The 18,050-nt window shown below is 53.9% G+C and carries 14 protein-coding genes; 12 read left to right on the top strand and 2 right to left on the bottom strand.

What is annotated here, in order from left to right; all coding sequences use genetic code 11:
- Positions 1–471: 471 nt before the first annotated feature.
- From BN3772_RS16485 to BN3772_RS16465, 5 genes are all read left to right on the top strand, one after another.
- The gene (locus BN3772_RS16485; RefSeq protein ID WP_244444763.1) at positions 472–1,257 is read left to right on the top strand and encodes an EAL domain-containing protein; all 786 of its coding nucleotides are present in this window, start codon (positions 472–474) and stop codon (positions 1,255–1,257) included.
- Positions 1,238–2,227 carry a GGDEF domain-containing protein gene (locus BN3772_RS16480; protein ID WP_042200807.1) on the top strand — a complete coding sequence of 330 codons (990 nt, stop codon included), beginning with the start codon at positions 1,238–1,240 and terminating at the stop codon, positions 2,225–2,227. Before BN3772_RS16485 ends, BN3772_RS16480 begins: the two co-directional genes overlap by 20 nt.
- Positions 2,228–2,296: 69 nt before the next feature.
- Entirely contained in the window at positions 2,297–2,740 is a 444-nt protein-coding gene (locus BN3772_RS16475) for a hypothetical protein (protein ID WP_425280446.1), read from the top strand.
- Positions 2,741–2,822: 82 nt separating this feature from the next.
- Positions 2,823–3,722, top strand: a complete 900-nt coding sequence (locus BN3772_RS16470) for a selenium metabolism-associated LysR family transcriptional regulator (protein ID WP_042200806.1) — start codon at positions 2,823–2,825, stop codon at positions 3,720–3,722.
- The gene (locus BN3772_RS16465) at positions 3,712–4,680 is read left to right on the top strand and encodes a PHP domain-containing protein (RefSeq protein ID WP_086074612.1); all 969 of its coding nucleotides are present in this window, start codon (positions 3,712–3,714) and stop codon (positions 4,678–4,680) included. The genes BN3772_RS16470 and BN3772_RS16465 overlap by 11 nt, the downstream gene beginning before the upstream one ends.
- A gap of 147 nt (positions 4,681–4,827) precedes the next feature.
- On the opposite strand, the gene BN3772_RS16460 is transcribed toward BN3772_RS16465, so the two are convergent.
- Entirely contained in the window at positions 4,828–6,699 is a 1,872-nt protein-coding gene (locus BN3772_RS16460) for an Rqc2 family fibronectin-binding protein (protein ID WP_042200804.1), read from the bottom strand.
- 193 nt (positions 6,700–6,892) lie between these two features.
- Between BN3772_RS16460 and BN3772_RS16455 the strand changes: the two genes are divergently transcribed.
- From BN3772_RS16455 to BN3772_RS16435, 5 genes are all read left to right on the top strand, one after another.
- Positions 6,893–9,712, top strand: coding sequence for a calcium-translocating P-type ATPase, SERCA-type (locus BN3772_RS16455; RefSeq protein ID WP_042200803.1), 2,820 nt, complete (start codon positions 6,893–6,895; stop codon positions 9,710–9,712).
- 86 nt (positions 9,713–9,798) lie between these two features.
- Complete coding sequence (gene dapF, locus BN3772_RS16450) at positions 9,799–10,635, top strand: diaminopimelate epimerase (protein WP_042200802.1); 837 nt, start codon at positions 9,799–9,801, stop codon at positions 10,633–10,635.
- Positions 10,636–10,851: 216 nt separating this feature from the next.
- A complete protein-coding gene (locus tag BN3772_RS16445) occupies positions 10,852–12,504 on the top strand; it encodes a spore germination protein (RefSeq protein WP_052380542.1) in 1,653 nt (550 codons plus the stop codon).
- Positions 12,491–13,702, top strand: coding sequence for a Ger(x)C family spore germination protein (locus BN3772_RS16440; protein ID WP_042200801.1), 1,212 nt, complete (start codon positions 12,491–12,493; stop codon positions 13,700–13,702). Before BN3772_RS16445 ends, BN3772_RS16440 begins: the two co-directional genes overlap by 14 nt.
- Before the next feature lie 18 nt (positions 13,703–13,720).
- Positions 13,721–14,821: a GerAB/ArcD/ProY family transporter gene (locus BN3772_RS16435; RefSeq protein ID WP_042200800.1), complete on the top strand. Its 1,101-nt coding sequence runs from the start codon at positions 13,721–13,723 to the stop codon at positions 14,819–14,821.
- Here the strand turns inward: BN3772_RS16435 and BN3772_RS16430 are convergent.
- Positions 14,794–15,051, bottom strand: coding sequence for a hypothetical protein (locus BN3772_RS16430; protein ID WP_157643606.1), 258 nt, complete (start codon positions 15,049–15,051; stop codon positions 14,794–14,796). The two genes, BN3772_RS16435 and BN3772_RS16430, sit on opposite strands and share 28 nt — an antisense overlap.
- 169 nt (positions 15,052–15,220) lie before the next feature.
- On the opposite strand from BN3772_RS16430, the gene BN3772_RS16425 reads away from it, so the two are divergent.
- Both BN3772_RS16425 and BN3772_RS16420 read left to right on the top strand, forming a co-directional pair.
- Positions 15,221–17,095, top strand: a complete 1,875-nt coding sequence (locus tag BN3772_RS16425; RefSeq protein WP_042200796.1) for a bifunctional homocysteine S-methyltransferase/methylenetetrahydrofolate reductase — start codon at positions 15,221–15,223, stop codon at positions 17,093–17,095.
- Between the two features lie 38 nt (positions 17,096–17,133).
- Positions 17,134–18,030, top strand: a complete 897-nt coding sequence (locus BN3772_RS16420) for a YicC/YloC family endoribonuclease (protein WP_042200795.1) — start codon at positions 17,134–17,136, stop codon at positions 18,028–18,030.
- Positions 18,031–18,050: the final 20 nt, after the last annotated feature.

Genomic DNA, 18,050 nt, shown 5'->3' with positions numbered 1-18,050 from the left:
GCATACAATGTGCCGTTTACTCTCATGGTGGCCTAATGTATTCGTTTTTTCGTATACATTAGGCCAGGGTATGTGCCTATATTCGCTATTTCAATACAGCTGCTAGAAGTCAGCAAATTAGGTTCTTAAGTACTCTAAATATAGATCCACTTTTCGGGCGGATTTGTTCTTATAGAGGATTTATATGTTTTGACGTTCCGAGTTGCAGATTTAGTTAGATTAGTTCCGGTTAAAAAAAGCAGCCGGTTGTCGATATTTGGCAGGAGATTTAATCGCCGCTTAATATTTGGCGTATATGCTTGTGCTAAGAGTGATAAAATTCACGAAGACAGGCATACAGGTGATCAAATGAGCAAAGAGTGGGCATTGGCCCAAAAAATAAAACAAATCCCCCGGTATCTTCAGCATTTAAATGTCAGATTAAAAAGGGAACTGCAGGAGCTAGGCCAATTATCAGCATTACTGGATATTATGAATAATGAACGTCTCGATACCTATTTTCAGCCAATTCTGCAGCTGCGCTCCGGGCTTACTGTTGCACATGAGGTGCTTAACCGTCCCCCGTCCTCTGTACACTTTCCCACGACGGAGCAATTCTATGAATTTGCCGGGCGGACGGATCAGATGTTCCGCTTTGAGCAGAACTGCCGGCGGATGTCGCTGCAGCGCTACATGGAACGGCTGTCTGCGGAGGGACGTGCAAGCGGTACGCTGGTTTTTGTCAACGTCCATCCCGGGATGCTGAATGACTCCCGCCATAAGAGCGGGGAGACGCTGGCCCTGCTGCAGTCGCTGGGGCTGTCACCGGAGCGTGTCGTGTTCGAGCTGACTGAACGTCAGGCGGTCCAGGATTATATCGGATTTGAAAAGGTGCTCTCCCACTACCGGGAGCAGGGCTTCCGTATTGCGGTTGACGACGCAGGTTCCGGCTACAACAGCCTCAAGACGCTCGTCTACCTGAAGCCTGAATTTATCAAGCTGGACAAGTCGCTGATCCGCGGTATTGAGTACTGCCGGGAGCAGCAGGAGCTGCTGGAGCTGATCCGGGAATATGCTGCAAGGTCATCTACCAAGGTAATCGCTGAGGGAATCGAAACTGCGGAGGAACTGAAATATTTACAGAGAGCAGGCATCGAGTTCGGCCAGGGGTATGCGCTGGGAAGGCCGGAGCAGCTTCCGGGCCAGGGGCATTGTCCGGTTGAGCCCATCAAAGCTGCTGGAAGGGGAGTCTATGGCTATGTTTCTTCAAATCGGTGAAATTGCGGAGCAAATCCCGGAGATTTCCCCGCAGCATAAATGCGGGTATGTGGATCAGATTTTTAAAGGCAATCCCAGGCTGCAGGGGGTATGTGTAACGGAGAACGGGCAGGCGGTGGCATTGATCATGCGTATCCGCTTTTATCAGCAGATCGGGACGCTGTACGGCTACACGCTGTATATGGGCAGGGCTGTGGAGCTGGTCATGGACCGCAATCCGCTTGTGGTCGATTATAAGACACAGATTACAGAGGTCAGCCGGCTGGCGATGGACCGCAGCGAGGAGAACCTGTACGATTATGTGCTGGTCCTGCATGAGGGGCATTTGTTCGGAGCGGTGAGCGTGCGTGACCTGTTGCTTAATTTCGCCGAAATCCAGGCGGTGGCTGCCAGCTTTCTCAATCCGCTTACCGGCCTTCCGGGAAATCTGAGCATTAATGAATGGATGGTGAAATCACTGCTGCAGGAGCAGTTCAGTGTGTTATACATAGATCTTGATCATTTCAAGGCGTACAACGATACGTACGGATTTAAAGAAGGCGACCGGCTGATTCAGGCGGCTGCGGAAATATTGAAGCATTGCGCTCTGCAGTTGGAGGGCTTTTTAGGGCATATTGGCGGGGACGATTTCATTATTTTTATTAGCGATTATCAGTTTGAGGACTGCTGCCGGGCAATCATCGGTGAATTTGATAAGGCTATAAAAGAGTTCTATCATCCGGGCCATCTGGCGCAGCAATTTGTACTGGCGGAGAGCCGGTCGGGCGGTATGGAAAAAATCCCGCTGGTCTCAATTTCCGTTGCGGTAGTGACTAACCGTTTCCGCCAGTTCGTTACGGTTGAGGCATTGTCCGAAGAAGCGGCGCGGCTCAAAAAGAAATGCAAGAAGATCAAAGGCAGCAGCTTTGTAGATGATTCAGACCTGGCAGTTAGCCAAGAACAGGCAGCTCAGCCGGAGCGGTATGCTTGAACAAGCTGCGTCAATGCGGTAAGATTGACAACAATAAGATCGTGCCCTAGACCCTTCCGGTGGAGAGTGATGATGATGCATGGCAAAGGGCTTGACTGGTGGGGGGCGTACGAGCCTTTCCACATCATGCTGAATGACTACAGGGTCGCAGATATCGTTATAACCAGCCATGCGCAGAGCCGGTATGCAGACCGGGTCAGCAGAGAAGGGGAGGCCGGTGGTGAGGTCGCCGCCTTCCTCTGGCAGAGCCTCAAGCAGAACCGGATTAAGCCTTTTCAACAGAGTAAATACAATGCCTATCTGATTGATGAGGATACCGTGGTGATTGCGGAGTTCAAGGAGCTTGAAGGTGTCACCAGCCTGTCCGGCCGGCCGCTGCATATCATGGTGATTGTATCCTTTCTGGGGCGGATCTCGGCGACCCCGCAGCTGCGTGATCTGCAGGGCTACTATTCCCGATTGCGGAATACCCGCCGCATGAAGCTGATGAAGAAGCGCCGCAGACGCAAATAAGGTACAGCAGTTTAACCAGGGAAGGCATGCGGCTTAGGCTGCATGCCTTTTTTTGGAAGTTGAATGAAGGAGTCCTGAATACATGAATTTTCATCAGCTGCATATTTTTTATACGGTCTCTGAACAAGGGAGCTTCTCTGCCGCAGCCCAGCGGCTTCATATGACCCAGCCCGCGGTTACGATGCAGGTGCAGTCGCTGGAGGATTATTTCGGCACCAAGCTGTTCGACCGCTCCAGTAAAAAGATCGTGCTTTCGGAAGCCGGCCAGGTATTGCTGCCGTATGCGCGGCGGAGTATCCAGCTGATCCGCGAGGCGGATCAGGCTATGACGGCCTTTACGCATATGCTTGAGGGGCGGCTCCAGCTCGGGGCAAGCCTGACGATCGGTGAATATGTGCTGCCGCGCATGCTCGGACCCTTCGGCAAAGAGTATCCGAACATTTCGATTACCATGAAAGTTATGAATACCTCGCAGATTATAGAGGAGATTCATAAGCATCAGCTGGATTTCGGGCTGGTTGAAGCACAGGTAACCCACCCGGCAATGGTGCTGGAGCCGGTGATGGGCGACGAGCTGAAGCTGATTGTACCTTGGGAGCACCCGCTTGCTGAGCAGGAAGAGGTTACTTTGAAGGAGGCGCTGCAATACCCGTTCGTCCTGAGGGAGCAGGGGTCGGGCACACGGATTGTAATGGAGGAGCAGCTGCTTGACAAAGGACTCGACCCGGGAGCCATGAGAATCGTCATGGAGCTGGGAAGCACCGGTGCTGTAAAATCGGCAGTGGAAGCCGGCTTGGGCATCACGATCATCTCAACCTCATCGGTCAAGCATGAAGTGGCACTGGGCCTGCTGAAGGTTATTGATATCGCGGATGCATCTTTTAAAAGACAGTTCTACGCCATTCATCTGAAGTCAACGCTGCTGCCGATCCCGGCAGTCACCTTCCTGAATTATCTGCGTGAGCACAAGGATGACCGTTAGGGGCGGTACCGGCTATGAAACAATAATACAATTGAACAGCGGGGTGGCAGACATAAACAGTCAGCAGAATGATAACACAGTTAAAGAAAGCGGCAGTACCGGGCTGCAGGGGCGTGCCGACCTGCATACGCATACTCAGGCTTCGGACGGCATGCAGCCGCCGGCTGAGAATGTGCGGATTGCCTTTGATAAAGGGCTGTCGGCTGTAGCTATAACGGATCATGATACCGTAAGCGGCGTTGCGGCAGCTCTGGAGGCCGGTCGGACATACGGCATTACCGTCGTACCCGGAGTAGAGATCAGTACCCGGGCGGAAGGAAAAGAGATTCATGTGCTTGGCTATTATATCGACTTTGAAGAGGAGAGGTTCCTCTCCAGGCTTGCAGCCCAGCGGGATACCCGGGCTTCCCGGAACGAGGCGATCCTGGCCCGGCTGCGTGAGCTGGGTATCGATATTACGCTGGAACAGGTCATTAAGAATCTTGGCCGTGATTTGAAGCCGGATGAGAGCATCGGCCGGCCGCACATTGCCGATGAGCTGGTCCGGCTCGGGGCAGCTTCCGATATGCGCGATGCGTTTGACAAATACCTTGCCGACGGAGCGGCTGCTTACGTATCGCCGCCGCGGATTACGCCGGAGGAGGCCTGTGAATGGATTCTTGAAGCGGGCGGAGCTCCGGTGCTGGCTCATCCCGGCATCTACGGTGATGATAGGCTGGTACGGGGGATTATTGCCCGCAGCGGACTGCGCGGCATTGAAGCGTATCACTCGGACCACAGTCCGGCAGATGCTGCGCGGTATCTAGCGATGGCTGAAGAATACGGCCTGCTGGTTACCGGCGGCTCCGACTTTCACGGTGCGCGCCAGGGGGTTGTTTTCCATGGTGATCTGGGCAGTGTGAACGTGTCTGCTGATGTACTCGAACAGCTGCGTGGTGCTGCACTAGGGAATCGGTAATTATCAGGACAGCAGGCGGTAGTGCATGAAGGCAGGCTTCTCTATGAATCTGGCAGCGCTCTAGTATCCAAAGAGACGGAATAACATATAAACGCCGTACTGCAGGACAGGGAATCAGGTCTGCGGTACGGCGTTTTTTTGTGGCTTCTAACTGCGAAGCGTATTCGGCAATGCTTTAATCCGTTCCTCGACCGGTGTGACGAACAGTGTTTTCTGATGATCATAGATGACGAAGCCGGGCTTAGCGCCGCTTGGCTTACGGACATGGCGGATCAGTGTGCAGTCAACCGGAACGCTGCTGGATTGCTTGGCCTGGCTATAAAAAGCCGCCAGTTGAGCAGCTTCCTCCAAAGTGGCATCCCCGAACGTTTCGCTGCGGATAACGACATGCGAGCCGGGAATATCCTTGGTATGCAGCCAGGTGTCATTGGGTGAGGCCAGGCGGTTTGTAACGTATTCGTTCTGCAGGTTGTTTTTGCCGACGTAAATATCAATGCCCTCTGATGAGGTGTAGACCTGGATGGTCGGCCGGGCAGCCTTCTTTTTCTTTTTGCCCTTCTTGCTGCGGTCGCGCAGGTAGCCCTGGCTGACCAGCTCATCGCGGATCTCCTCAATATCGTTAAGCGAAGCGTGTGCAAGCTGCTGCAGGAGTGTCTCCATATAGGTAATTTCCTCGCGCGTCTTACCCCGCTGCTCTTCTATGACAAGCAGGCTGTTCTTGTACTTATTATATTTCTTGAAATAACGCTGTGCATTGTCCGATGGTGTTATCAGCGGGTCCAGCGGAATTGTAATTTCCGCCTGGTTGTCATCGTAATAATTCACCAGTCTGGCTTCCTTATCGCCTTTGGAAAGAGTATGCAGGGAAGCAAACAGCAGCTCTCCCCAGATCCGGTACTGGTCGGCGTCGTCCGCTTCCTCCAGATCCTTCTGCAGCTTGGCCAGCTTCTTCACATTTTTACTGCGCTCGTTAGTGAGGAAGCGGATCAGGTCAGAGACCCGCTGCTTGACTGTATCGCGCTCGGCCTTGTCTCCGTAGTACTCCTCAAGGCAGCTGCTGATAGAGCTGTAGTTCCGCACCTCTCCGCCCAGTACAGTCAGCGCAATGGCGGAGAAAACCGGCTTGCCTTTGGCGTTGTTCCCGGAAACCGGAGCGAATGCAAGCTCCCTGACTGGCGTCATTACGGATTCAAAAGCTGTCCACAGCTGTGCCGGCGCCTCCGGGCTCTGCGGATTATATTCCTTGCCAGCCCTATGCAGAATTTCTCCGGCGATCAGCGGGCTTAAGCCGCTGAAGGCATGTACCATCCAGCCCATGGGATCTGCTGAGGGTGCAGGACCGCCGCTTCCGTCCTTCACCGGTTCTTCCAGCGAGCGCAGCAGATTGGCAAGCTCCCCTTCGATCATGTCTTCAGGCTCCTGCTCTTCTTCGCTTTTGTCCAGCAGTGCTGCTTCTTCGGCAGCGGCCATCAGGGCAATGAATGCCTCCTGATCCACATCCAGCGGATTCAGCTTATGCTGCTGCGGCGGCTCGGTGTAGGCGGCTCCGGGCATGACAACCCGGTAGCTGCTGATTGAAGGGGTGACATGATGAATCCCGTCAATAATCGTCCCGGAGGTAAGGTCAGTGAGGATAATGTTGCTATGGCGGCCCATCAGCTCAATAATCAGCTGCTTCGCTGATACATCGCCAAGCTCGTCGCGGGTCCGGATATTGATGTGGATGATCCGCTCCATGCCGACCTGGGTAATGCTCTCAATCATACCGCCCTCACAATGCTTGCGCATCAGCATACAGAACATCGGCGCTTCCGCCGGATTGATGCTGCTCCGCTCGCTCAGCTGCAGGCGGGGATAGGTCGGATTGGCCGAGAGCAGCAGCTTACCGCCGCCTCCGGCCCCGCGCAGGATAAAGATAAGATCGTGGGTGCTGGGCTGATATATTTTGCCGATGCGCGCACCTATAAAGGCTTGAAGCTCGTGCACGATCGCTCTGGTAACAATTCCATCTAATGCCATGATAAAAGCTCTCCTGTCGCTAAATGATAATGTTCTTCTTCCTATGATGCCATACTTTAACACATTCACGCAAAAGGAGAAGCAGACAGGCAGTGATATTTTGGGACGACCATGAATACACTTGGTCATGAACAGGTGGAAAAGCTGTGTGCCGCCGGAAGTCAAGAAACGACCGGGAGGGGAAAGTAACGATATGGAACAAAAAAGCTGGCACCGGCTCGGTGCAGAGGAGCTGCAAAAGCTGTTCGGCGTTCAACCGGGCAAGGGCCTGAGCGCAGAGGCAGCGGAGGAAAGACGCAAGGAGAGCGGGTTCAACGAACTGTCGGAGGGTAAAAAGGTCTCACCGCTGACCCTGCTGCTTAACCAGTTCAAGGATTTTATGGTGCTGGTGCTGATGGGGGCGACGCTGGTATCCGGCCTTCTGGGCGAATACCTGGATGCCATTACGATTGTTGCCATTATTCTGCTTAACGGCGTGCTGGGTTTTGTACAGGAGTTCCGTGCCGAACGTTCGCTGCGGGCGTTAAAGCAGCTATCTGCTCCACATGCTAAGGTGCTGCGGGAAGGCATTCAGGAGACCATAGCAGCCAGACTGCTCGTTCCAGGAGACATCGTGCTGCTGGAAAGCGGCGACCGGGTGCCGGCCGATGTACGCTGGCTGGAGTGCAGCGCGTTGTATGCAGAGGAGTCGGCTCTAACCGGCGAATCACTGCCCGTATCCAAGCATGCGGAGTCCATTCATGCAGCCGAGCTACCACTGGGTGACCAGAAAAATATCGGCTTCATGGGCACGATGATTACACGCGGTACCGGCAAAGCAGTGGTTGTCCGGACCGGCATGGATACGGAGATGGGCAAAATAGCCGATCTGATTCAGAATACCGAATCTCAGGAAACCCCGCTGCAGCACCGTCTGGAGCAGCTCGGAAAGATTCTGATCTACGTATCACTGGGACTGACTATTGTTGTGGTGCTGGCCGGTATTCTGCACGGACAGCCTGCACCGGCGATGTTCCTCGCAGGTGTAAGTCTTGCGGTAGCTGCCATTCCGGAAGGGCTGCCGGCAATTGTGACGATTGCCCTCGCGCTTGGTGTGCAGCGGATGATCAAACGCAAGGCAATTGTCCGCAAGCTGCCTTCCGTAGAGACGCTTGGCTGTGCATCGGTTATCTGCTCTGATAAGACAGGGACACTGACGCAGAACAAGATGACGGTGACGCGTGTCTGGAACGCCGGGCGGGTTCTTGAGGTGACGGGGGAGGGATATGCCCCGGCCGGCCAGGTTATGCAGAAGGGCAAGCCGGCTGATCTGAAGAATGACCAGAATCTGCGGCGGATGCTGCAGATCGGTGCGCTCTGCAGCAATGCCGAGATTGTGGAGACCTTTCCGTCTGAGCTGCGCGGCAAACGCAAAGGGAAGGATAAAGCCGAAGCCGGTGAGAATCTGCTCAGCAGCCAGCCGGTATGGGAGCTGAAGGGAGATCCGACCGAAGGCGCCCTGGTAGCCTTATCCGCCAAAATGGGCCTTACTGCACAGTCACTGGCAGTTACGTATACAAGAGAGCGGGAATTCCCGTTTGATTCGGAACGCAAGCTGATGTCTGTTGTCGTCAGCCATCCCGGAGGACGGATGATCTGCACGAAGGGTGCGCCGGATGTGCTGCTGAACTGCTGCACCTATATGCTGTGGGAGGGGGCGGTTGTGCCTTGCACGCCGACGCTGCGCCAGAAGGTGCTCGAAGCGAATGAGGAGATGGCCTCCGGTGCACTAAGGGTGCTAGGTATGGCTTACCGTGAACTCCGCCCCAGTGAATCAGCAGGCAGCGAGAAGGAAGCGGAGTGCCAGCTGGTCTTCGCAGGCCTGGCCGGGATGATTGACCCGCCGCGGCGGGAGGTGCGCGATGCAATCAGCATAACCCGTCGTGCAGGCATCAAAACCGTGATGATTACCGGCGACCACGGGACAACCGCGGAAGCAATTGCCAATCAGCTTGGCATCCTGCAGCGCGGCGGAACCGTGCTGACCGGAACACAGCTGAGCCGGATGGACGATGATGAGCTGGATAAAGTATCCGATACCGTCAATGTATATGCCCGTGTATCTCCGGAGCACAAGCTGCGGATCGTCAAGTCGCTGCAGCGGCGCGGCCATGTGGTTGCGATGACCGGCGACGGTGTCAATGATGCCCCGGCGATCAAAGCGGCAGACATCGGCATCTCCATGGGTATAACCGGCACCGATGTTACGAAAGAGGCTTCATCACTGGTGCTGGGTGATGATAATTTCTCAACCATTGTCGCCGCCATCGAGGAAGGCCGGAATATATACGAGAATATCCGGAAATTCATCCGCTACCTTCTGGCTTCCAATGTGGGCGAGATTCTGACCATGTTCTTTGCAATGATGCTGGGGCTTCCGCTGCCGCTGGTGCCGATTCAGATTCTATGGGTCAATCTGGTAACAGACGGGCTGCCTGCTATGGCACTCGGGGTAGACCAGCCGGAGAAGGATCTGATGGAGCACAAGCCGCGCGGGGCGAAAGAGAATATCTTTGCCCGCCGCCTGGGCTGGAAGATTGTCAGCCGGGGACTGCTGATCGGGCTCTGCACATTAGGAGCCTTCTGGCTGACGCTGCGCACAGCCCCCGGCAGCGCAGAGCAGCTGGTCCGTGCACAGTCTGTAGCCTTTGCTACTTTGGTGATGGCCCAACTGATCCACGTGTTTGACTGCCGCAGCTCGCGCTCGATATTCCACCGCAACCCGCTCCAGAATAAGGCGCTGGTGCTGGCTGTACTTTCATCCGTGCTGCTGATGCTGCTCGTTATGTACCTGCCGGTACTGCAGCCGGTCTTTAAGACCGTACCGCTGAACTTCCGGGAGTGGTGCCTGGTATTCGTAAGCGCCGGTATTCCTACCTTCGTGATGGGGGCAGGCAGCGTCTGGGGTGGCAAAAAGAACCGCAGCAAGAGCGGCGGGCGGCCGATGATGAAAAGTACAAAAATTTCAGCATAAAATCAATAGCAATGTCTCCGCTCCTTGAGGTATGCTTGGTTCACATATGATTGCTCACAAACAACCTTTTAGGAGTGGAATCAATAATGGAATTTACAAAAATGCACGGTCTTGGCAATGACTTTATTATCGTATTCGGCGAGCAGGAGCTGCCTGCCAATGCTGCAGAGCTGGCGGTTAAGCTGTGCAACCGGTTCTTCGGAATCGGTGCCGACGGGCTTGTATACATTCTGCCGTCTGAACGCGGAGACTATATGATGCGCATAATGAATTCGGACGGCTCGGAGGCCGAGCAGTGCGGGAACGCGATCCGCTGTGTATCCAAGTATGTGTATGAGCATGGCCTGGTTGAGTCGGAGGAGATCGTAATCGAAACGATTGGCGCCGGCCAGCAGAAGGTATCGCTGAAGGTAAAGGACGGTGTGGTAGAGACAGTAACCGTGGATATGGGCGAACCTGTGTTGTCCGGAACGAAGATTCCGGTTGCTATTGATGCTGAGCCGGTGCTGGACCAGCCAATTGAGGCCGATGGAACCGAATTTAAATTTACTGCGGTATCAATGGGTAACCCGCACTGTGTTATTTATGTAGATGATGCTGTCAGCTTTGATCTGGCTACCTGGGGGCCTAAGCTTGAAGTGCATCCGCTCTTCCCGAGAAAAGTTAACGTTGAATTTGCAACGGTGCTGGACCGCGGACATGTGGACATGCGCGTCTGGGAACGCGGTGCAGGGCCAACTCTGGCCTGCGGTACAGGCGCCTGCGCAACGCTGGTATCCTCTGTCTTGAATGGTCTGACCGACCGTTCGGCTGTTATCAGCCTTAAAGGCGGAGATCTGTTCATCGAATGGAATGAGCAGGATAATCATGTATATATGAGCGGCCCGGCTCAGGTGGTCTATACGGGATCTGTAGAAGTATAATCAGGCCGGGCTTGTCCCGTCCTTTAGCCTTCTGCAGCAAATAGAAGGGTGTCCGGTAAGCCTTACGGCTTGCGGGCACCCTTTTTTGTGCAAAGATAAGAGTTTATATGCTTTGCACAATAAATGCTGCTTGTCTATACCGGTATGATCAGCCGAATAATGGCAGGAAGATCCGCGAATAATAGGAAACATTGTGATTGAAAGAGGGGGAGTCCGATGAACAGCAGACGGCAGACTCTGAGAAGCAAGAGTAAAGAGCAAGGCTTGCCCGGCTCTGAAACGGGGACTCCCGGATTAACCGGATCTCTTGACGAGGACATCCGCAATATCAGGATAGCGCTTGGAGGAAGCCCTGATCTGAAGGTGCGGAAAATACAGGCCGGAAAAGAGTATCCATTACAGGCAGCGGCGGTTCATATCAGCGGCCTGGCGGATGCCACTGCCGTCAATGAGTTCGTAATCGGCTCGCTCTTGTCTGACCCGTCTGGACAGCAGCCGGATGATACGGGCAGTCCGGAGCCGTTCCCTGCATGGCTGATTCAACGGGTATTAGAGCTTGGCTCGGCTGAAGTTACAGTGGAATGGAATGATCTGCTGCTGGCCGTGCTATCAGGTGACACGGCTGTTCTCGCTGACGGATATTTAAGTGCGGTCATCTGCGATACCAGAGGCGGTGAAGCGCGCTCTGTAGAAGAGTCTTCTTCACAGATGGTTGTCCGCGGGCCGAAGGACGGGTTCGTAGAATCTGTAGCCACTAATATTTCACTGATCCGCCGGCGGATCAAATCACCTAAGCTGCGGCTTGAGTATACCAAGATCGGTACAGAAACCCAGACCCATGTAGCGATGCTGTATATGAAAGAGATAGCCGGGGAAGATCTGGTGGATGAGGCCAGGCGCCGCTTGAACAAGATCTCAATTGATGAGGTGCTGGAATCGGGATTCATTGAAGAGCTGATTCAGGACAAGACGTTTACGCCCTTTCCGACGATCTATAATTCAGAGCGCCCGGATGTAGCGGCAGGCAATCTGCTGGAAGGGCGTGTTGTCATTATCGTTGACGGCACACCGTTCGTGCTGATTCTTCCGGCGGTGTTCACCCAATTTTTTCAGTCTGCTGAAGACTACTCGCAACGGTTTGATATTGCTATCCTGATGCGCATTGTCCGGTATGTCAGCTTCATCGTCCTGCTGCTCGGGCCGTCAGTATACATTGCACTTACAACCTATCATTACGAAATGATACCGACTACCCTGCTTATTAATCTGCTCTCACAGCGTGAAACGGTACCGTTCCCTGCCTTTGTGGAAGCTCTTCTGATGGAAGGGGCCTTCGAAATCCTGCGTGAGGCCGGGGTGCGGATGCCGCGTGTCATCGGACAGACGGTATCGGTGGTCGGGGCGCTTATTCTCGGTTCGGCAGTTGTGGAGGCCGGAATTATTACTCCTATTATGGTCATTGTGATCGCCCTGACCGGAATTGCCAGCTTTGCAATTCCCGCTTACAACATGGCAATAGCCGGCCGGATTATCCGGTTTGCCTTCCTGCTGCTGGGAGCGATGTTCGGATTTTACGGTATTACGCTCGGGCTTATCCTGCTGGTTGCACATATGAACAGCTTGCGCTCATTCGGAATTCCATATCTGTCCCCTTTTGTCCCGTTATCCGTGAAAGGACAGAAGGATACCATTCTCCGGCTTCCGCTCTGGCTGATGGGCCGGGGCAAAACAGCGGCGCAGCTCAGGGAGGAACAGCCGGAATACAAACGTGTAACAACCGGGCATGAAGCAGGACTAGCCCCGCTTATCCGGGATAATGCAGCTGCAGGCAGGTCTGAAGAAAAGGTGGAGTTCCATGAAGAAGAATAAACCCGTACGGTGCCTGCTCCTCATCCTGCTGCTGGGGCTTCCCATTCTGTTAACCGGCTGCTGGGATAGTGTGGAGCTTAACCGACGGGCGATTGTGTCCGGTGTCGCCATTGACCGCGGGGAAGGGGAGACCGAAAAATATGTGCTATCCTTTCAGGTTATTGTCGCCGACGAAATATCCGGACAAAATGCGCGCGGAATCTCGCCGGTCGCCTTGTATACAGGGAAAGGCCGCACAATGTTTGAGGCGCTGGCCAATGCGTCCCGTCAGACCGCCCGTTTCCTCTCCCTTGCCCATGTCCGCGTCCTGGTTGTTTCGGAGAAGCTGGCGCGGGAGGGTATCAAGGACATGATGGATGTGCTTGAACGGGAAAGTGATACCCGGCTGACCAGCCTGGTGTTTGTTGCCAAAGACCAGCCGGCCCGGGATATTCTGTCAACCATGACGGTGTTCAGCAAAATACCGGCAAATGACCTGGTTGAGAAGCTGGATACGACCTCAAAACAGTTCGGTTATAACTACCGTTTGGAGGTAGACGATGTCATCAGAGGCATTCAGCTGAGAGGGGGAGGTCCGGTTATTAACGGCGTTACTATCGACGGCAACCGGGAAGGCGCAGATACGAATGATAATATGAAAACAATCGCACCGCGTGCTGTCATCAGGGTGACTGAACTTGCCGCCTTTAAGGACGACCGGCTAAAGGGCTGGCTGACAGGGGATGCGGCACTGGGGACTGCGCTTTTGCATAATAAAATTAAAGGCTATCCGGCAGTCATCCGGCATCCCCATGAAGGTTATATTACCTTCGATGTGTACCAGTCACAGGTAGAGCTCAGTGTCGAGGGATCAGATCCGGAGCACCCGGTATTCATAGTAAAAATCATCCAGCAGGCGGCTGTTAAGGAGAGTCCCAATTCTCTGAATCTGACCTCCCCGAAGACGCTTGAGAATCTGTCACAAACTCTTATTGAAGATACTGTACAGAAGATGAGGACTGCCGTCGAGGCCGCTAAGAAATACAACAGTGATTACATCGGATTCGGGCAATTAATGGAGCGCAGTAATCCGCGGGGCTGGAAAAAGGTCAAGGATCACTGGGAGGAAATTTTTGCACATTGTGAATATAGAATTGATGCGGATGCTGTTATCCGGCACACCGATATGCGCAATAACTCTTTTCAGGTAAATCCTTAGAAACGGGGGAGGTCTATTATGGGAAAAGTAAAGATAGGGCTGCTGCAGTTTTTCAGTATTACGCTGCTGTTTGAGCTGGGGACCTCGCTGGTAGTCAATCTGGGTATGGCTTCCGGAAGAGATGCCTGGCTATCCATACTCATTGGCTGTATGGCCGGCCTGCTGATGTTCTGGGGGTATGCCTATCTGTACAGGAAGCATCCGGAAATGCCGTTTACGGCGTATGCCCGCAAGCTGCTTGGTCCTGTAATCGGCACACCGGTGGCGTTGATGTACATTATTCTGTACATGAATCTTTCAGGCCGGGGACTGCGTGACGGCAGTACGATGCTTGCAATGGCTACGATGCATAACACCCCCCTCTTTATTCTCAGTATGCTGATGATTCTGTCCAGCTCCTATGTGCTCCATAAGGGGACGGAGGTGCTAACCCGGACCTCCCTGGTCTTTACTATGATCGTTCTGATGATCGGATTATTCAGTATGGTACTGCTGATGCTGTCAGGCTCCATTAATCTGCTGCAGCTGCTGCCTGTTCTGGGGGACGGACTCTGGCCGGTAATAGATTCAGTGGTGCGCCAGAATTATATGTTCCCGTTCGGTGAAATGGTTGTATTTACAATGCTGATGCCTTATCTGTCCGATATGCGCAAGGGTCCCTGGGTGATTGCAGCGGCCATGCTGGCTTCGGCCCTGCTGTTAAGCGCAACGATTGCGCTTAACATATCGGTGCTCGGAGCAGATATTGCAGAGCGCTCCCCGCTGCCGCTGATGCCGACAATCAGCAAGATCTCCATCTCGGATTTTATCCAGCGGGTCGATATTTTTGTGGTAATGGTGCTGATTATCGGGGTGTTTTTCAAAATGTCCGTCTTCTTCACCGCTGCGCTAATCGGAATCTCGGAGCTCTTTAATCTGCCGTACCGGAGAATGCTCTATCCCTGCAGTCTGATAATCCTGTTTACCTCTATGCTGGATGCCCGCAGCTTTACTGAACATCTGGATGAGGGGGCACGGCTGCTGTATACCGTCTATCCGGTGTTTATGATTGTGATCCCGGTGATTCTGATTATTATCACAGCTGTACGCAGTTATTTTTCGGCCCCGCGCCCCGGCTGAGAGCCGCGTATCCAGTAGATGACATCCGGCACAATAAGCGCAAGCAGCATGACGGCGGCAGCCAGCTTCTCTGAGGCGGTATAGAGCAGGTAGTTGAGAATGTAACCTATGTTTCCGAGGCCATAACCGAACATCCAGTCAAGCAGATACAGATAGGATATTGAGAGTACTGCAAGAATTAAGAGTACAGCATACTTGCGGATCAGAAGCCTGCGCACTTTTCGTTTCAACGGGAACAGTCCTTTACTGGTTAATAAAAGTAGTATGGGCATTTTCTGTAATGCCATGCAGAACAATAGCAGGACAGGCTGAGAATTGGGGCTGTTGAATGCTTATCATCCATCCCGATTTATGTTACATTAGTATGAAACTAATGACAGTATAGGGGAGGTTCTTGCGGTGAAGCCGGATTTGCGCTCTGCATGGAAGAATAACGTATTGGTCGGAGACGGAGCGATGGGAACCTTTTTGTATCAAAAGGGCTTCCCCGTCGGTATCTCCTATGAAGAATTGAATCTGACCTCGCCTGAGGTCATTGAAGATGTGCACCGCAGCTATATTGAAGCCGGAGCGGTGCTGCTGGAGAGCAACACGTATTCTGCCAACTATGACAAGCTGGCCAAATTCGGGCTGGAGGGCAAGGTTGAAGAGATTAACCGCGCGGGTGTAAGAATCGCCCGCAAGGCAGCGGGAGAAGCAGGCTATGTAGTCGGCGCTGTCGGCTCCATCCGGGCCGGCAAACGGGCGAACCTGTCAGCCGCGGAGCTGAAACGCTTCTATGCCCAGCAGTTTTCGGCCCTGCTCGAAGAGCAGCCGGACGGCATCATGCTGGAAACCTTCTATGATGTGGAGGAGCTTCATCTGGCCCTGAAGGCGGTACGCAAGCTTAGCAGCCTGCCTGTGATCTGCCAGCTGGCAGTGGATGAGACCGCGCGTACACTGGACGGATTAACGCTACCGGAGGCGTTCCGCATTCTGGAGCAGGACGGGGCAGACGTAATCGGCTTTAACTGCCGGACCGGACCTAACGGTATTAAGCGTGCCTTAAGAACCTTGCAGGGAAGCCTTTCGCTGCCGGTGTCGGTCTATCCGAATGCGGGGATCGCTGACTATGTCGACGGGCAGTACCGCTACGGTGCCACTCCGGAGTATTTCGGGCAAATGGCGCCCGTATTTGCTGATATGGGCAGCCGGATCATCGGCGGCTGCTGCGGCACTACACCGCAGCATATCGCTGAAATCTCGGCGGCACTGCGCGGTTATACGGCCCAGCCGCTCGCTGAGCCGGCAGTGACACGGAAGGCAGAGCAGATTGTGGTGCACGAGCATCTCGATGAGGGCGGAGATCAGAACGGACGTGAACCCAACCTGGTCGATCTGGTTAAGGAACGCCACACGGTAATCGTAGAGCTGGACCCGCCGCGTGATCTGGATATTACAAAATTCATGAAAGGCGCGGAGGCGCTGAGAAGAGCGGGGGCTGATGCATTGACGCTGGCCGACAATTCTCTGGCGGTAACCCGGATGAGCAATATGGCGCTTGGTTCGCTGGTACAGGCCCGCACCGGACTACGCCCGCTGGTCCATGTGGCCTGCCGGGACCGCAACCTGATCGGTACCCAGTCCCATCTGATGGGCTTCGATGCGCTCGGCATTGACCATGTACTGGCTGTGACCGGCGATCCGGCGCGGTTCGGTGACCTGCCCGGCTCAAGCTCGATCTACGATCTGACCTCCTTCGAGATCATCCGGATGATTAGACAGCTTAACGACGGCATTGCCTTCTCCGGCAAGCCGCTCAAGCAGAAGGCCAAGTTCGTGATCGGAGCCGCGTTCAACCCGAATGTGAAGCATCTCGACAAGGCTGTGCAGCGTCTGGAGAAAAAGATCGCCTCCGGTGCCGATTATATTATGACTCAGCCAGTCTATGATCCGAAGCTTATCGCAGAGATTGCGGCAGCGACCAGGCATCTGGAGATTCCGATCTTTATCGGCGTTATGCCGCTTGCCAGCGGCCGCAACGCCGAGTACTTGCATAATGAGGTCCCGGGCATCCAGCTGTCGGACGAGGTTCGCAGACGGATGCAGGGACTGGAGGGCGAAGCCGGCCGTGCGGAAGGCGTAGCCATTGCCAAAGAGCTGCTGGATGCGGCCACTGCGCATTTTAACGGTATCTATCTGATGACTCCGTTTATGTTCTATGAGATGAGCGTACAGCTGCTGGACTACATTTGGGCGAAGCAGGGGCGTAAATTGTCCCCCTTGTTTCGCTAGTAAGAATCAATTACAATAGTGTAATGGATGTGATTCCGTTGTCATTTAGCATGACCGGATACGGTCAATCCTCCCTGCAATTCGGCGGTTACAAGATTACGTTCGAAGTCAAATCGGTGAATAACCGTTACTGCGAAGTTGTGCTGCGGATGCCCCGGGATTGGATGATTTATGAGGATATGCTGCGCAAGCTTGTGCAGGATTATATCAGACGGGGACGGGTAGATGTTATCATTAACAGAGAAGTCACGGAAGATGCAGCCTCCCTGCAGGTTCTGAACCGTCCGGCGGTGAAGGCCTACCTTGAGGCGGCGGAAGCGCTCAGGAACGAGTTCGGAGTGGACGGGGAGTTGACTTTGCGTGATATACTCTCTATACCCGGTATTATGGAACTGAAGGAGGAGCCGGCTCCCTTAAAGGCCGGCTCAGCCGAGGAGTGCTCCGGAATGCTTGAGCGGGGATTGACGCAGAGTCTGCAATCGCTGCTTCAGATGCGCGCCCGCGAAGGGACTCATCTGGCTGACGACTTGTCAAGACGGCTTGTCCATCTTGAAGAGCTGCACACCGCGATGGTTAAGCTTGCCCCCGCTGTAGTAAGTGAATACCGCGATAAGCTGCGGCAGCGGCTGAGCGAACTGAATGACGGAACGTTCCCTTTTGAAGAGCATAAATTCGGAATGGAAATGGCTATCTTTGCTGACCGCTGCAATATCGATGAAGAGCTTACCCGGCTGTACAGTCATTTTGAACAATGCAGAGCCCTGCTGAACGGAAGCGGGCCGGCAGGACGCAAGCTGGATTTTCTCGTCCAGGAAATGAACAGGGAGACGAATACGATCGGGTCGAAATGCAATCATCTGACTCTGGTGAACCTTACGCTTGAGATGAAGGCTGAGCTGGAGAAGATTCGTGAGCAAGCGGCGAACTTGGAGTAACAGGGATTTCGGTAAGCGAA

The sequence above is a fragment of the Paenibacillus camerounensis genome (assembly GCF_000723885.1).
GTDB classification, from domain to species: Bacteria; Bacillota; Bacilli; order Paenibacillales; family Paenibacillaceae; genus Paenibacillus_AQ; species Paenibacillus_AQ camerounensis.
The sequence above is the reverse complement of the archived record's forward strand: the minus strand, read 5'-3'. Positions and strand labels throughout refer to the sequence as shown.

Coding starts and splice junctions, on each gene's coding strand:
- BN3772_RS16445 (WP_052380542.1), top strand. CDS start 10,852: ATGAACAGCAGACGGCAGACTCTGAGAAGCAAGAGTAAAGAGCAAGGC.
- dapF (WP_042200802.1), top strand. CDS start 9,799: ATGGAATTTACAAAAATGCACGGTCTTGGCAATGACTTTATTATCGTA.
- BN3772_RS16470 (WP_042200806.1), top strand. CDS start 2,823: ATGAATTTTCATCAGCTGCATATTTTTTATACGGTCTCTGAACAAGGG.
- BN3772_RS16475 (WP_425280446.1), top strand. CDS start 2,297: ATGATGATGCATGGCAAAGGGCTTGACTGGTGGGGGGCGTACGAGCCT.
- BN3772_RS16440 (WP_042200801.1), top strand. CDS start 12,491: ATGAAGAAGAATAAACCCGTACGGTGCCTGCTCCTCATCCTGCTGCTG.
- BN3772_RS16485 (WP_244444763.1), top strand. CDS start 472: ATGAATAATGAACGTCTCGATACCTATTTTCAGCCAATTCTGCAGCTG.
- BN3772_RS16460 (WP_042200804.1), bottom strand. CDS start 6,699: ATGGCATTAGATGGAATTGTTACCAGAGCGATCGTGCACGAGCTTCAA.
- BN3772_RS16455 (WP_042200803.1), top strand. CDS start 6,893: ATGGAACAAAAAAGCTGGCACCGGCTCGGTGCAGAGGAGCTGCAAAAG.
- BN3772_RS16480 (WP_042200807.1), top strand. CDS start 1,238: ATGTTTCTTCAAATCGGTGAAATTGCGGAGCAAATCCCGGAGATTTCC.
- BN3772_RS16465 (WP_086074612.1), top strand. CDS start 3,712: ATGACCGTTAGGGGCGGTACCGGCTATGAAACAATAATACAATTGAAC.
- BN3772_RS16435 (WP_042200800.1), top strand. CDS start 13,721: ATGGGAAAAGTAAAGATAGGGCTGCTGCAGTTTTTCAGTATTACGCTG.